General features: G+C 40.9%; 15 protein-coding genes, 1 tRNA gene and 2 pseudogenes. 17 read left to right on the forward strand and 1 reads right to left on the reverse strand.

All coding sequences use genetic code 11. The features are described from left to right. Nucleotides 1-31 precede the first annotated feature (31 nt). The 4 genes from JCM16418_RS10460 (at nt 32) to JCM16418_RS10475 (ending at nt 1,606) form a co-directional block, all read left to right on the forward strand. Entirely contained in the window at nt 32-286 is a 255-nt protein-coding gene (locus JCM16418_RS10460; protein WP_036648490.1) for a putative Se/S carrier protein, read from the forward strand. Between the two features lie 14 nt (nt 287-300). Further along, nucleotides 301-1,230: a mechanosensitive ion channel family protein gene (locus JCM16418_RS10465; RefSeq protein WP_052020197.1), complete on the forward strand. Its 930-nt coding sequence runs from the start codon at nt 301-303 to the stop codon at nt 1,228-1,230. Between the two features lies 1 nt (nt 1,231). Next, a complete protein-coding gene (locus JCM16418_RS10470) occupies nt 1,232-1,453 on the forward strand; it encodes a DUF951 domain-containing protein (protein WP_036648495.1) in 222 nt (73 codons plus the stop codon). Nucleotides 1,454-1,516: 63 nt separating this feature from the next. Continuing rightward, a tRNA-Ser gene (locus JCM16418_RS10475) sits at nt 1,517-1,606 on the forward strand. Nucleotides 1,607-1,968: 362 nt separating this feature from the next. Here the strand turns inward: JCM16418_RS10475 and JCM16418_RS10480 are convergent. Next, the gene (locus tag JCM16418_RS10480; protein WP_036648499.1) at nt 1,969-2,163 is read right to left on the reverse strand and encodes a YjzC family protein; all 195 of its coding nucleotides are present in this window, start codon (nt 2,161-2,163) and stop codon (nt 1,969-1,971) included. A 198-nt stretch (nt 2,164-2,361) separates the two neighbouring features. Here JCM16418_RS10480 and rpsF point away from each other — a divergent pair, with 198 nt between their 5' ends. The 13 genes and pseudogenes from rpsF (at nt 2,362) to JCM16418_RS10545 (ending at nt 15,842) form a co-directional block, all read left to right on the forward strand. After that, entirely contained in the window at nt 2,362-2,646 is a 285-nt protein-coding gene (rpsF, locus tag JCM16418_RS10485) for a 30S ribosomal protein S6 (protein WP_036648502.1), read from the forward strand. 51 nt (nt 2,647-2,697) lie between these two features. Next, nucleotides 2,698-3,185: pseudogene (gene ssb, locus JCM16418_RS10490) on the forward strand (single-stranded DNA-binding protein). A gap of 21 nt (nt 3,186-3,206) precedes the next feature. After that, entirely contained in the window at nt 3,207-3,479 is a 273-nt protein-coding gene (gene rpsR, locus JCM16418_RS10495) for a 30S ribosomal protein S18 (RefSeq protein ID WP_036648505.1), read from the forward strand. A 1,438-nt stretch (nt 3,480-4,917) separates the two neighbouring features. After that, nucleotides 4,918-6,642, forward strand: a complete 1,725-nt coding sequence (locus JCM16418_RS10500; RefSeq protein ID WP_036648508.1) for a peptide-binding protein — start codon at nt 4,918-4,920, stop codon at nt 6,640-6,642. Nucleotides 6,643-6,764: 122 nt separating this feature from the next. Then, nucleotides 6,765-7,736 carry an ABC transporter permease gene (locus JCM16418_RS10505; RefSeq protein WP_036648510.1) on the forward strand — a complete coding sequence of 324 codons (972 nt, stop codon included), beginning with the start codon at nt 6,765-6,767 and terminating at the stop codon, nt 7,734-7,736. Continuing rightward, nucleotides 7,733-8,725: an ABC transporter permease gene (locus JCM16418_RS10510; protein ID WP_036648513.1), complete on the forward strand. Its 993-nt coding sequence runs from the start codon at nt 7,733-7,735 to the stop codon at nt 8,723-8,725. Before JCM16418_RS10505 ends, JCM16418_RS10510 begins: the two co-directional genes overlap by 4 nt. Then, nucleotides 8,692-9,717, forward strand: a complete 1,026-nt coding sequence (locus JCM16418_RS10515) for an ABC transporter ATP-binding protein (RefSeq protein ID WP_036648517.1) — start codon at nt 8,692-8,694, stop codon at nt 9,715-9,717. Before JCM16418_RS10510 ends, JCM16418_RS10515 begins: the two co-directional genes overlap by 34 nt. Continuing rightward, a complete protein-coding gene (locus tag JCM16418_RS10520; RefSeq protein ID WP_052020198.1) occupies nt 9,710-10,717 on the forward strand; it encodes an ABC transporter ATP-binding protein in 1,008 nt (335 codons plus the stop codon). Before JCM16418_RS10515 ends, JCM16418_RS10520 begins: the two co-directional genes overlap by 8 nt. 290 nt (nt 10,718-11,007) lie before the next feature. Then, a pseudogene (locus tag JCM16418_RS10525) lies at nt 11,008-12,623 on the forward strand (MFS transporter). Between the two features lie 333 nt (nt 12,624-12,956). Beyond that, entirely contained in the window at nt 12,957-13,958 is a 1,002-nt protein-coding gene (locus tag JCM16418_RS10530) for an LCP family protein (protein ID WP_036648520.1), read from the forward strand. A 125-nt stretch (nt 13,959-14,083) separates the two neighbouring features. Further along, the gene (locus JCM16418_RS10535) at nt 14,084-14,509 is read left to right on the forward strand and encodes a CBS domain-containing protein (protein ID WP_036648522.1); all 426 of its coding nucleotides are present in this window, start codon (nt 14,084-14,086) and stop codon (nt 14,507-14,509) included. A 99-nt stretch (nt 14,510-14,608) separates the two neighbouring features. Continuing rightward, nucleotides 14,609-14,911: a MazG-like family protein gene (locus JCM16418_RS10540; RefSeq protein WP_172679228.1), complete on the forward strand. Its 303-nt coding sequence runs from the start codon at nt 14,609-14,611 to the stop codon at nt 14,909-14,911. A 4-nt stretch (nt 14,912-14,915) separates the two neighbouring features. Beyond that, complete coding sequence (locus JCM16418_RS10545) at nt 14,916-15,842, forward strand: DUF2232 domain-containing protein (protein ID WP_036648529.1); 927 nt, start codon at nt 14,916-14,918, stop codon at nt 15,840-15,842. The last annotated feature ends 6 nt before the right edge of the window (nt 15,843-15,848 follow it).

A 15,848-nucleotide genomic window follows, 5' to 3' on the forward strand; every position in this document is an offset into this window, starting at 1 on the left:
AGATATTTATCGGCAGAGGGGGAATGTGGGAATGGATTCATGGATGCTAATCGCCTTTGATTCAACACAGCAGGCGCTCCGAGCGGAAATGTTGCTGGAGTATGCAGACATAGATATTGATCTATGCCCCACACCTAAGGACATTACAGCGGGATGTGCACTTTCCATACAATTCCCACCGGATGATATGCTACAAGTGAAGGAAATTATTACACAGCAGCATGTAGAGATCAGGGGAATCTACTATAAGGACAACTTAGAGAAATATAGAAACATCATGGGATAGGAGGTAGAAAACTTTTGAACCATGTATTTGAAGTGGAATCTACACAGGCGGCCGTTGAGGAGGCGCTTAAGTTTAAGGATCGTTTATGGAACTGGGTAACCAATGTTGATATGTGGACGGATGTCTTGTTCTCTGGTATACGAATCATCGCTATTTTTATCATCACCAGAATTATTATTAAAGTTGTATCGAAGATTATTGACCGTTCCTTGACCCGTCAGGATCATACAAGAATCAACATGAACCCTCGTCGATTCGTCACTGTAGGAGAACTGATGAAGAATGTGACCTCGGTAACTTGTAATTTTGTGATGGTCCTCATTGTATTATCAGAATTCCATTTTAACTTAGGGCCGTTACTTGCAGGAGCGGGCGTACTTGGATTAGCTATTGGTTTTGGCGCGCAAAGTTTAGTGAAAGATGTAATTACGGGTTTCTTCATTATATTAGAGGATCAATTTGCTGTAGGTGATGTTATACAGACGGGAACCTATAAGGGAACGGTTGAGATGATTGGACTGCGAACAACACGCATGATTACACCAACGGGAGAAGTCCATATTATTCCTAATGGTATGATTGCTAGTGTAACTAACTATTCATTATCTAACTCCCTTGCTATTGTAGATGTTCCATTGAAGAACGAACGAAACCTGGAGTCTACAATTGAGCTCATCAAACGAGCACTGGCTGATATTCGGGAGCATGATGTTAACATGATTGCTGTGCCGGACGTACTTGGGATCCAATCTCTCAGTACCAGTGAATTCGTAATCAGGGTTGTAGCAGAGTGTCTTCCTAATACGAAGTCTGAGGTGGAACGTCAAATTCAAGCCAATGTGAAGAAGGCGCTTGAGTATGATGAGATGATAAGCCAGGCTGAAGCCGAAACAGCAGCAGCCGTAGCCGTAGAGGATGAAGAGCAAGAGAAGGGGGAAGGTTGAGATGGAGCGGAAAGTATTTCAGTTAGGCGATGTCGTGCAGATGAAAAAATCACATCCCTGTGGAAGCAATGAAATGGAAATCATTCGTATGGGTATGGACATCAGAATAAAATGTGTAGGGTGTCAGCACAGCGTACTCATCCCCCGTGCAAAATTCGAAAAGAACATGAAGAAAGTGCTACGATCGAATGCGATAGACGAAGCTCAACAGGAAACTTTATAGGTTCCAAAGTGAACGGATCTGCTTGCACGAAGGTAAATAATATGGTACAATCATTCATGCTGCGGAAAGGTACCCAAGAGGTCTAAGGGGGCTGACTCGAAATCAGTTAGGCGCTTCACGCGTGCGTGGGTTCGACTCCCACTCTTTCCGCCATTCTCAATCTTATAACTTAAACCATCCTGCACATGTTGCTACGGATGGTTTTTTTGTATGCGAATTTTGGAGGATATTAAATATAAACCAAAAGAGGACCCTAAAGGGTCCCCTAAGTGGTAGGACGGTGCTGAATGATTGGAAAATCATCAAGTATCTACACAAACGTTGGTTAAGCTGTTAGCAATCAAATTGCTCAAGATAGGTGTCTTTAGCACTTCACTCCGCTTCCCTAATGTGTTGATTCAGACTTCCTGTGATATGTTACGCAGACAACGTCCAACGGAACCACACCTCTCTCAATACACCGTCCTGATTGTATTATGCGCAAGTTTTAGACCTTTATACTTTGATCGAGCAATTTAGTGAACTCTTGCCTTTTCTTTCTTTTTCCACTTTCGATTTTTATTAGTGGTCTCAGGAAAGGTATCGCCTTTTTCTAAACGAATTTTCTGTGGGTTGTTTACTTCAGTGTGAAAGCTTGCTTCACCAACCTCCATATATATACCGGGATTTGGAGCTTTGTCGCCTGGTTCATATTCGGTTTGTTCACCCATGACTTATCGCCTCCTAAGGGATTTTAAATGGACTACCTTTATAGTGTGTACCTGATGCAAAGATTCATGTGTGTTGTAATGTCCCAAATGAACTTGCATTCGTTTGTTAATTTTGATATATTAATATGGTGCGAGTTTAGACTCGTTCCTTGCTCCCGAACAAATTTGGGGGCCAAAGTCCATGAGGAGGTGAAAGATATGCGCAAATATGAAGTGATGTACATTATTCGTCCAGACATTGAACAAGAAGCTGTTCAAGCTACAGTCGAAAAATTCCAAGGCATCATCTCCAACGGTGGAGAAATCACAAAGCATGACGTGATGGGTAAACGCCGCCTTGCGTATGAGATCAACAAATTCCGTGACGGTACTTTTGTTTTGGTTAACTTCAATGGTACACCTGAAGTTTTAACTGAGCTTGAGCGTCTCATGAAAATTTCTGACGAAGTAATTCGTTATCTCATTACGCTTGACGTTGCTTAATACCATTTCACATGGTGCCAGTGATGAATTCGTTGTAAGGAGGGGATTAGATTGTTGAACCGTGTTATTTTGATCGGCCGGTTAACCAAGGACCAGAGCTCCGTTATACTCCCGCAGGGGTTGCAGTAACGCAGTTCACGCTCGCTGTGGATCGTCCGTTTACGACGCAAGGCGGAGAGCGGGAAGCTGATTTTATTCCGGTAGTGACTTGGAGACAACTTGCTGAGACCTGCGCAAACTATTTGCGTAAAGGCCGTCTAACGGCTGTTGAAGGTCGCATTCAGGTTCGAAATTATGAGAATAATGAAGGTAAACGTGTATACGTGACTGAAGTTATTGCTGATAATGTACGATTTCTGGAGTCGAACCGCGAAAGCGGTAGCGGCAATGGTGTAAACCAGTCTCAGGCTACGCGTGAAGAACCTTCATTCGGAGGTAATGGACGCGAGAAAAATTATTCGCGGAACAATTCAAATCAGGATCCTTTTTCTGATGACGGAAAACCGATTGATATTTCGGATGATGATTTGCCATTTTAAGAAGGAAAGGACTGAACTAGCATGGCTTTTAAACCAAGAGAAGGCGGAGACAACGACAAAAGACCGGCACGCCGTGGCGGACGTAACAAGCGTCGTAAAGTATGTTTCTTCACCGTTAACAAAATTACTCACATTGACTATAAAGATATCGATTTGCTGAAGAAATTCATCAGCGAACGTGGTAAAATTTTGCCGCGCCGTGTAACAGGCACAAGTGCAAAATACCAACGTGCTTTGACAATCGCTATCAAGCGCTCACGTCAAATCGCATTGCTGCCTTACACTACGGAATAGTCCGTAAGGTAAAGCAGAGAAGGCCAGTATTCAGGGTGACCCTGAATACTGGCTTTTTTGTATATAGAAATTTCCCGGGCAATTTAGCAAGCAGGAAAGTAATGGCCACTCCGATAGATATACTATGTGAATAAACGTTGTTTAAGACAAGCGGCAGCCTACGTTGTATCATGAATCAATGTAATGATAATTATAGGTTGTAAAAGCTTATTTTCATTCAAAAAAGTATTATATATTCGTTTCAGCAGTAAGATAGTACAGCTTAATGGTTAATCAAGTGATACTTACGAATATGGTATGATTCATAATTCTTATAACTACGAAAATATAGCGTATTTAGCAGGCGAACGTCCACTGCACACACTACAGTATCAAAATTAAACCGCAGAGTAGCGAAATAAGTATAAAATTTTAACAAAAGCTTTTACAACGGGAATGATTGATATTGTACGAGATAAGAAATTATTTATCTAAAATGAACATATTAGGATGAGCTAAATGGTAGCTATGGAATACAATTTTTATAAGAATACTGCAAACAACTCATATATATTGAGGGATATAACATCTGTATGAGTTATAAAAAATTAATATTTAGTTCTTTTGAAGGCTAATGAAAAGCTAAACTGTCTATTCTATAGAAACAAAATTCTCATTTGTATAATAGGAGAATACTTTTATGTATGGTGCAAGGACTGTAAATACGAAAAAGTACGAATGTCACAAGTTAGTAAAATATGTATGTTTACTTTAAAAATAAGTAGAATATAATTAGAAAAAACCTCAGTGAATTGCGTATAAATACTCCTTTCGTATTCTATAAGAAATATATCTGAAAATTGGTTAGTGTTATAACAACCTCCATGTAATAATACATAACATATAAATTGCTATATTATTAATGTAAGCGTTTTAATCTTTTATTTTATTTATACTCAGCGAAAATGGAATTAAATAAAAAATATTTTAACATTAAAAAATCTTTGAAACCTCTCTCTCTTTTTATTAAAAACCCTTTGATAGCGCACAATTCTGAACATTAAAAAAAATAATGTTAGTATATGCAAAAAAAATATTGACGTGATATAAATTTACACGTATTATTTACATTAAATTTACGAAGGAATTTTTAACCATTTTATATTGTGTTTTGTACGGTTTCAAATTGACCGATGGTCATTTACAGCATTAATGCTTTATTGCGGTATTACAAGCATGTGCTAATGGCTTCACTTAACTACTGGATATATTATTTAATTAATATATTGTTGTACCTTGCTACTGCCGTTTGTTTTTGGATATGAAAGGTAGATACCAAGAGGGGGAGCTTCAACACAACGTAAGGCGGGGGTTATAAGCATACAGAGTGCTAGGAAGCTACGCAAATCACATTGCTTGTCCAGATAAGCATGGATAATAAAAAGGAGGAATATGGTAAATGGCAAATAAGAAAAAGTGGTTCTCATTACTAGTCTCATTATCCGTTGTCAGTGCATTATTCGCAGGTTGTGGTACAGATGAAAAAACAGCTACACCTAATGATGAAGGTAAAACAGAGGTAACAACTCCTGCTGAAGGAGACAAAAATACAGATGCTCCTAAAGACGGAGGTACACTAACTTACGGTTCTTTCACTGATATCGTAAGCGTTAACCCGTTGTTCGTGCAAGATACTGGATCTGGTGATGCTGAGCAGTTCATTTATGCTAAATTGTTTGACATCGATCGTACAGGAAAAGTTGCAGTTGAACCTTGGTCTCTAGCAGCAGAGCCAATGACGATTTCTGAGAATGGTCTTGAGTATACAGTTAAATTGAAAGACGGTATTAAGTGGAGTGACGGACAGCCGATTACTGCAGATGACGTCGTATTTACGTTTGATACGATCCGTAATCCTAAAGCCGCTTCACCTGGTATCACTGGCTTTGATAAAGTAACGAAGATTGAAAAGGTAGACGATAAAACGGTTAAAATTACGTTGAAAGAAATCTATGCTCCTTTCCAATACATCATTGCTTCTGAAATTGTTCCACAACACATATTGAAAGATGTAAAACTTGAAGAGCTTCAAAAGAACGTATACGGTACTGATCCTGCCAAGACCGTTACTAGTGGTCCTTGGAAATGGACAGAATGGAAACAAAATCAGTACTTAACATTTGAAGCAGACCCTAACTATTGGGGACAAAAACCTCATATCCAAAAAATTGTCTATAAAATTTATGCTGATCAAAATACAGAAGTTCAAGCTCTAATTAAGGGTGACGTGGATCTATTAGGTGGTATTCCAGTAACTCAAGTAGATGCTGTTAAAGGTAAGAAGGATCTTACGGTTATCTCGAAGCCAGGTCCACAATATGAATACGTTGGTTTTAACTTTAAACCTGAGAATTTTAAAGATAAATTTGTTCCTTGGACAGGTCAAAAGACAAGACAAGCGGTTGCATACGCACTTAACCGTCAAGGCATGGTTGATAACGTGCTTAAAGGTGTTGGTACGTTGATGAATGCTCCATTCTTACCAGGTTCATGGGCTGATCCAGGTGACGCTGCTGTCAACTATAGTTTTGATCCTGAGAAAGCAAAAGCTCTACTCGCTGAAGATGGATGGAAAGCTGGTAAAGATGGTATCTTGACTAAAGATGGACATCGTTTCAGCTTCGAACTTCAATACAACGCTGGTAACAGCCGTCGTGAGCAAGTAGCAGTAGTTATTCAACAGAACCTTAAAGATGTAGGTATCGAAGTAACACCAAAAGCAATCGACTTTGCTGCTTGGGTTGATCAAAACCTGACGCCTGGTAAATATGAATCAATCTTAATGGGTTGGTCTCTAAATAATCCGGATCCGGACGGAGAATCTACATTTGGTTCTAAATTCTTCCCACCAAATGGTCAAAACCAAGGTTTCTATAAGAATGAAAAATTGGATGCATTGTGGCAAAAAGGTACTTCTGTCGTAGATCAAACGAAACGTGCTGAAGTATACAAAGAAATCGGTAAAGAAATCTCGACTGATCTTCCATACGTATTTATGTATCAATACGGTACACCTATTGCAATGAGCAATAAGCTGAAATTTGCTGAAGCAGATGCTCCTGAATCTTCGTTGGCTTACGGATATTTATTCCATGTTATTAACTGGTCAATAGACGAAAAATAATAGACAAAAAAGGCAGCATATAACGGTGCTGAGGGGATGTATCTTTCCCCTCTCCCTTTTTTGCTTTTATAGGATGTTATGTAACACGGCATCCAGCCCGAAAATCTCTAGGAGGATCTAAAATGACAGAATATCTCATCCGCCGCTTTTTGCAATCCGTGCTGGTGCTTTTTTTGATTTCACTGGTTGCGTTTGGCCTTATTCATGCGGCTCCTGGCGGTCCTACTCAGATGATGATGGCCCCTGGTATTTCGCCAGAAACAGCAAAAATACAGGCTCATAATATGGGGCTAGATAAGCCGCTCCCAGCCCAATATGGAATATGGCTTACGAATATGCTTAAGGGTGATCTAGGTCATACATTTAAGAACAATAAGCCTGTTGGTGATGTTCTTTGGCCAACAGTTGGTAACACCATTAAATTGATGTCTTTTGCATGGGTTATCTCATTGTTGATTGCAATCCCGTGGGGAATTTATAACAGTACTCGCGAATATGGACTATCAGATCAGACCGCATCATTCGTATCGTATGTTGGTTTTGCCATGCCAGCCTTCTGGTTCGGTATTATATTACAGGTATTTTTCTCTTTGAAATTGGACTGGTTACCCTTATCTGACATGTATGACATGGATAAACAAGGTAACTTTCTGAACCTGTTGTTTCACTTAATTTTACCTTGTTCGGTATTAGTTTTGGGAATGCTGGCTGCTTATACTAAATATGCACGTTCAAGTATGCTTGAAGTGCTAGAACAAGATTATATTCGTACTGCCCGTGCTAAAGGCGTACCGGAACGCAAGGTTATTTTCCGTCATGCCCTTCGTAATGCTCTTATTCCGGTAATTACAATTATTGGTATGGACTTGCCTATTCTTGTTGGAGGTGCCACTCTTACTGAGAGCGTATTCAACTGGCCTGGAATGGGGCGGTTGTTCGTAGATATGGCTCGTCAACGTGAATACTCCGTACTGATGGCAATTACACTCATAACTGCAGTTGTAGTTGTTGCAGGCAACCTGATTGCGGATATTTTATACAAAATTGTTGACCCACGTGTAAAACTTGGTGGTAAGGGAGGGAGATCAGCATGAGTAATACAAATATGCCAACGGCTCCTAATGCTGAGCCGGCCAAGTATCCAAATTCAGAAAATACATCGCTTCCTCCAGCTACGAAAACAAAAGGTCCGTGGATGGTTCTATGGAGTAAATTTTCTCGCAATCCATATGCAATGACCGGGCTTGTAGTATTGCTTATTTTTATAATCGGATCCTTATCGGCTAAATTAATCACACCATTTGACCCAGCTCATGTAGATCTCATGATCACGAACCTCAAGCCCGGTACAGATGGTCACGTTTTGGGTACAGATGAGGTTGGTCGGGATATTTTTGCAAGATTGCTTTATAGCGGCCAGGTCTCACTACTCATTGGTTTCTCCGTAGCTGCGATATCCGTTATCATTGGATCCTTGGTTGGAGCTATTTCTGGCTTCTTCGGTGGATGGATAGATACCATCTTTATGCGTTTTGTAGACGTAATGTCTTCTATTCCAACTCTGTTTTTAAACATTTTGGTTATGGCTATTTTTGGAACCAAAATTAGTTATATGATTTTAATGCTGGCCTTTACAAGTTGGATGAGTGTTGCAAGACTTGTTCGAGGTACCTACCTGCAGCTTCGAGAGATGCAGTATGTAGAAGCTGCAAAAGCAATTGGGGTTTCAAAAACAGGTATAATTTTCAGACATTTACTTCGTAACGCGACCTTCCCCATTATAGTAAATGCCACACTAATGGTGGGTGGAGCAATATTGGCTGAATCAGGTCTATCATATCTGGGACTCGGTATTCAGGCACCAGCTACAAGCTGGGGGCTCATGTTAAGTAACTCTCAAGAATTTATGCTAATTGATCCTATGCAAGCTGTGTACCCAGGCTTATGTATTTTTATAGTGGTGCTTGCAGTTAACTTTATTGGCGATGGTATCCGTGACGCAATGGATCCAAGACAAAAACAGATGAAGTCCCGTAGGAGGCTCGACAAATGGCGCAAAAACTACTCGAAGTCCGAAATCTAACGACGGGATTTATGACAGAGAAGGGTTTCGTCAAAGCGACGGACCGGATCTCTATAAATATTGAAAAAGGGCAAACGCTTTGTCTGGTTGGTGAATCAGGAAGTGGTAAGAGTGTTACCTCATTATCCATTATGCGTTTGATTGATTATGCAGGAGGCACCATACTGGACGGAAAGATTGAGTTCAAGGGTGACGATCTAGCTGCAAAAAAACAAGATCAAATGAAGAATATTCGCGGTAACAAAATTGCGATGATCTTCCAGGATCCGATGTCTGCGCTGAATCCGGTATTTACTGTAGGGGAGCAGATTGCAGAAAGCCTACGTCTTCACCAGAATAAAAGTGGTGATGAGGCATGGAAAGAAGCGATCGATCTACTGAAGCTCGTAGGTATTCCGGCAGCAGAGATGAGAGCGAAACAGTACCCACATGAAATGTCGGGTGGTATGTGTCAACGCGTCGTTATTGCAATTGCCTTGGCATGTAAACCAGAGCTGCTCATCGCAGACGAACCAACTACGGCGCTGGACGTAACAATTCAGGCTCAAATTCTAGAGCTATTGATGCGTTTGAAGGAAGAACTAGGCATGGCTATCCTCCTAATTACGCATGACATGGGTGTTGCTGCAGAAGTAGCTGATCATATTGCCGTTATGTATGCGGGTGCGATCGTGGAGCAAGGCACAGTAGAAGAAATTTTTACAAATCCATCTCATCCATATACCATAGGGCTACTCAAATCCATTCCAGGGTTTGAAGGAGGATCAAGCGAAAAAGAATTGTATACCATTAAAGGTACAATTCCTGGTCTTGGTAACCTACCTCAAGGATGTCGATTTAACCCGCGCTGTCCACATGTTATGGATAAATGCCGTCAGGTGGAACCAGGCGATTTCAAGATTGGGAATGAACATACTACAAAATGCTGGTTGTTTGAAGATAAGCCGGAGGTTACAGTAAGCGGAGGAACAGGGGGAAATACAAATGTCTAAAAACTTAATTGAAGTTGAACATATTAAAAAGTATTTCCCAATTCATAAAGGCTTGCTTAATCGAGTTGTCGGCAACGTAAAAGCTGTTGATGATGTATCTATTTCCATCCGTGAGGGTGAAACGTTTGGTCTAGTAGGTGAGTCTGGCTGTGGTAAATCTACACTAGGCCGAGTTATTCTAAGACTGCAAAGTGCCACTGGAGGCGCGGTTAAGTTTAATGGTCGAGATATTCATTCTATGAATTCCAGAGAGCTTAATAAGATCCGGGAAGAAATGCAAATTATCTTCCAAGATCCATTTGGCTCGCTGAATCCACGTTTTCTTGTTAAAGATATTATTGGTGAACCTTTAAAAGTTCATACTAAACAGTCTGCTCAAGAAATTGATAAACGTGTAGTTGAACTAATGGAGCTTGTAGGTTTGGATGCCACACGTCGCAATCGTTATCCACATGAGTTCTCAGGTGGACAACGCCAGCGTATCGGTATTGCTCGTGCGATTGCACTGAATCCAAAATTTATTGTAGCCGATGAAGCGGTATCAGCACTAGACGTATCTGTACAATCCCAGGTTATTAACTTGCTGATGAAGCTACAGAAGGAAATGGGTCTGACGTTCCTGTTTATCGCCCACGGACTTAATGTAGTGCGTCATATTTCTGATCGTGTAGGGGTTATGTACTTAGGCAAAATGGCTGAGGTAGGTGAGACTGAAGCATTGTATGCAAGTCCGCTACACCCTTACACAGCGGCATTATTGTCCGCTATTCCAGAACCAACTCCAAATCGTAAGAAGAAACGTATTGTACTTCAAGGTGACGTGCCTTCACCGGCTAATCCTCCTTCTGGCTGTCGTTTTCATCCGCGCTGTCCTTTTGCTCAGGCGAAATGCAGTCAGGTTGAACCGTTGCTGGAAGAAATTCTTCCAGGACGTCAAGTTGCTTGCCACTTCCCTCTAGGAGTGGAAGGCGGTTCAGATCTTGCCAGCATTGGCAGATAATTAATCTTAATGCATGATTTTTAAAGATCAGGTAATCCATAAGCTCGAGCTGGATTGGGGTCCGCCTGAGTGAGAAGTCATAAGGAAACAACAGCCTTATCCATCGAGGATAGGGCTGTTTTGTTATGACATAATTATATTTGCTAGGATAGGGTTAAACCGGAATAGGGTATTCTATAATAGATAACGGATGGTATAAGGTTTTAGGGTAGGAGTGCTAACTTGACGGTCATTTTTTAAGCTGGTATCCTCCCAATATAATCTTTTACATATCATTCGAAGATTGACCCTTGAAGGGAGGACTATTCTTGGCTAAAAATTTAAAGCTATCACTTCTTATTTTTGCTATCGGTGTTTTTATGGCCGCACTAGATAATGGTATTATTACTTCTTCACTGACGACGTTAATTTATTCATTTGGCGTATCGCAACATGGGGTGCATGGACAATAACACTGTACACGTTGGGGCTAGCTATCAGCGTTCCTATTGTGGGTAAGATGTCTGATCGATATGGGCGTAAGCTTTTATTCATCATAGAGGTTATTTTATTCGGCACAGGTTCGTTGTTAGTGGCTTTAAGTCCGAATTTCACGTTCTTTCTTATTGCAAGGTTAGTGCAGGCACTCGGAGGCGGGGGTATATTCATTATTGCTAGCTCCTATGTTCTCTCAACCTTTCCAAGAGAAAGACACGGGAGAGCATTGGGTATGCTCGGAGGGATGAATGGAATCGCGTCCGTACTCGGACCGAATATCGGATCGTTCATTCTAGGAGTGACTGGGAATTGGCATTGGCTCTTTCTAATTAACGTCCCCATTGCAATCTTGCTCCTGATATTTGGTGTGAGATTCATTCATGAGGAACAGGAGCATACGAAGTCCAAAATGGACTGGAGCGGGATTACCGTACTGGTGCTTGGTGTGCTAAGTTTGATGTATAGTTTCACCAACCTGAACGGAGTAAATCTACTCGACAGCTTACTTTCACCTAAATTTTATGGTTTCTTTATCGCAGCGTTGGCGCTATTGGTACTGTTTTACTTTATGGAAAAAAGATTACAGAGTACCGATATGGAACCCGTTGTTCCTGTTGAACTTCTACATCAATCTTCGTTCCGCTGGACGCTACTCATCGCTTTCTTCTCCGGTGCCATATTGGCATCTGTCATATTTATACCGGGATTCGTAGAGCAATACCTGAACGTTTCCAGTACGGTAGCTGGTTACTGGTTCACCCCACTTGCCATAGCGGCTGGAGTTGGTGCAGCAGGTGGCGGTATGCTTGTAGATAAGAAAGGTCCTACTTGGACGATCACCCTCGCTAGTACGCTTAGTATCGTCGGCTTTCTTCTATTTGCCCTATGGGTGGAATCGCTCTGGCAAATGGTAATAGCGGGTATTCTGGTAGGTGCTGGTTTCGGCTCCATGCTGGGCGCACCTGTTAATGTACTTATTACAGAGCAGGCTGGTAAGAACAAAGGAATTGCAGTTGCGACCAGTTCTCTATTCCGCCAGATGGCGATGGCCATTGCACCAACTATTTTTGCTGGCTTTCTAGCTCGTTCGTATATGAACATTGGTCAGAACATTAGTGAGGGGTTTGCTGCGAGCGGTATGACTGTGCCTGAAGGCGCTATGGATAAATATGCGGCTGCCGGTGCCTCATCTGGCCAAATGGATTATCAGAGTATGGTGGAAGGTTTTAATCATATACCGGATACTGGTATTCGTCAGGTGTTGTTAGACGCACTTCATAAGACTGTAGGTCAAGGATATAATGGTTTATTCTGGTCTGCACTTGTGTTTAGTATCTTGTCGTTGATCTCAGCAGTTGTGCTCGGAGGAATCCGTAGGAAGAGAGCTGCCAAGCAGCATGCAGAGCCTGTAGAACAAGGTACGACTTAATAAAATAGGAAATAGGGTTTAAATAGTGGCATAGCACAGATAGAATCTCTTGCCTCTTATTGTCGAAGGACTCCGCCATTTGGCAGAGTCCTTTTGTTTGTAAATACTGGACATGTGAACAAGGTTGTTACCTTTTTCATGTTTCTTTTTATAAACTTTGCGATTACAATATAAATATTGTTTTTGACTATACGTCTTTATACCTAAACGAATGACAACATATGTCTGCGTCAGACAAGCAATGTTTCGTTTATATAATCAAAGGAGGCGAGTGGTAAATTTTAGGTTTTCACCTCATGTCTTTATTCTATGTATAAAGAAGGAATCTAACGAATGAAAAAGAGAACAAAAATATATATAACACTTGCAGTAGTCTTACTACTCATCGCCGGCGGATCCTTTCTATTCCGTAAGCAAATTGCCGTTATGGCTTTCGATCTATTTTTATCTGATCGTGTAGAAGACTCATTGAAGAAATCATACCAGCCGCTAGATTCGAAGGATAATACGCTGAGTAAGCAAGCGGAGAAGATCGCTTTTCAAAGTAAACCTTTTTCGATCATGCTACTGGGAACAGATCAGCGGAAGAAAGAAACGGCTCGTTCCGATACGTTGATTTATGCAGTGGTACGTCCGAAAGAATCTAGAGTACTTCTAATCTCAATACCACGTGACACGTATACTGAAATTATAGGTAAAGATAAGAAAGATAAAATTACACATGCTTATGCTTTTGGCGGACAACAAATGTCCAAGGATACAATGGAAGCATTCCTAGATCACAAAGTAGATTACTATGCCACTATTAATTTCCAAGGTCTCAAGGATGCTGTTGATGCATTAGGCGGCATTGAGCTACCTATCGGTAAGGATATCGTTAATAAAGGGGCTGACCATGAGAAGTTCACGGTCAAAGCGAATCAGCCTATTTATACAGGTCAGGAAGCACTGAACTATGTCCGCTACCGAGAAGATAGTGATTTTGAGCGTACGAAACGTCAACAGGTATTTCTTGATGCCGTAGCCAAAAAGATGTTGAATTTCAATTCAATCTCTAAAATTTCAAACTTACTGGATATCATGGGTGAAAACTTTCAAACAGATATGCAGCCTAAATTTATTATTGATTTAGCTAAACAGGTGCTAACTGGCGACGAAGCGCAGATTACAAGCTACACCATTATGGGTGAAGGTATGAAAATAAAGGGTGTTTATTATGATGAGGCAGACCCAGAATATGTGAAAACGGCAAAAGCGCTCATCAGCAATTGGGAGAACCCCGATACTTTAGAGGCACAATTGATGACTCCACCTGAAAAAAAGAACGTAAACTAGTATAATGTAATCAGCAGCCACAAAAGAGCCGGCTGCTGATTTTGTGTTCGTCTGGAACAAATGAGCGTTTGAAACGTATTTAGATAGGGAACCTTGAAAAAGGGTAAGAGGAGGATTAATTCTAGATGAATATTGCGTTTTTTCTGTTGCCTAAACAGGAAGTAGTCAGTGTCACTTTGGACTCTACATTGAGGCAGACGCTGGAGCGTATGGAATACCACAGATACACTGCAGTGCCTATATTGGGAAAAGATGGAGTATACACTGGAACGGTCACAGAAGGTGATTTGCTCTGGTATATGAAGAATTCAAATGGAAAAGTTACTTTTGAGAACGCTTCTAAATGTTTATTAAAGGACGTACCCTTGAAAGTAAACAATAAGCCAGTGTCGATTGATGCTAATATGGAGGATTTGATTAATTTAGCGAAGGTACAAAACTTTGTGCCGGTCGTGGACGATATGAATCGTTTCATTGGAATCGTACGTAGAAGTCAAATCATTGAATACTGTGAGAAATTTGTATCTAAAGAATCGGTAAATATACAATAAATTAGAGTTGCTAATTTGCGGTATGGCCTTTTCGTGAGTAACCAATTTTTATGCTATAATGGAGAATAAAGCTTTTTCGGGGGATGTGATCTGTTCAATATGCCAAAAGATCTGGATGTAGCTAAACGCGCTAAGGTGATAGAATGGCTGAAAACGGAAGTGGTGGACCACGTATCCCGATTGTTCAAGGCATTATGGGAAGGCAGCACAACCCGGGTAGGTGATAGCCTCGCCAGTTTAATCATGAGTTGTTACATATTGGGACGTAGGCTGGGTTTGTCCTACCGGGATTTAGATGATCAATTGTTGGAGAAATTGAAGAAACACAAGCAAGAGGGCCATCAGCTAGAAGATTGGTATCAAGATATATCCGCGCTAGAAGAACATATGCGTAAGAGGTGAACACATGAAATTGCGCTGGACGTCTATTGCATGGAGTATTATGTATTTGCTCCTGCTTCTTTCTTTAAAAGATATGTCACTGGGAATTGTAACCGTATTATTTCTTGTTCTCCCAGCTACATTACTTTACAGTACGCTGAATCTTAAAATGTTCTTGCTTCACATCATTCCGATCTGGCTCCTAGCCTTTATGAATGATCGGGCAAGTATATTGCTTGCAGTCTATTTTATAATTCCGTCACTGGTAATGGGTCACTGCTATAAACGAAAAGCATCTGCCCTAAGAACATTAGTTACAGGTACCTTAGCCATACTTGCCGAGATGTTGTTAATCTTGCTTATAGGCACAATTTTCTTCCAGTTTGATCTGTCGTTCTATGTGGAAGAAATCATTAGAATGACGCTCGCCCCACTTCAGGATGCAGGCACAAATAATAGGCTCATGTCGGATATGGTGATGGTATGGACCAATGATGACATGATAAATCTGAGTAACATGACGATGAGAATGATTCCGTTTGCGATGATTATATGTGCATTCATGATGGCGGTTGTTACTCATTCTCTTGCTAGACCTATTTTGAACACACTAGGTTTTTCGGTGCCTAAACTAAAACCAGCACGTGAATGGATGCTTCCGCGGTCACTGATTTGGTATTACTTTATCGGTGTAATTATTGAGTTCTTTGCCAGAGGATCGCATAATTATTTCCTCATCCTTATAGCATCGAATTTGGTACCGCTGCTGCATATTTTCTTCATGGTGCAAGCCATCGGCTTCTTTTTCTACCTAGCTCACACACGTAAATGGCATCCGATCTTACCGATTCTTATGGTTGTTGTGATTCTATTGATTCCGCCAATGCGTATTGTCGGTATTCTTGATTTAGCATTTCCGCTGCGTCAGATGATGACAAAATCCAAACGATAGGGTGGG

The organism is Paenibacillus pini JCM 16418, assembly GCF_000576305.1.
GTDB lineage: Bacteria > Bacillota > Bacilli > Paenibacillales > Paenibacillaceae > Paenibacillus_AQ > Paenibacillus_AQ pini.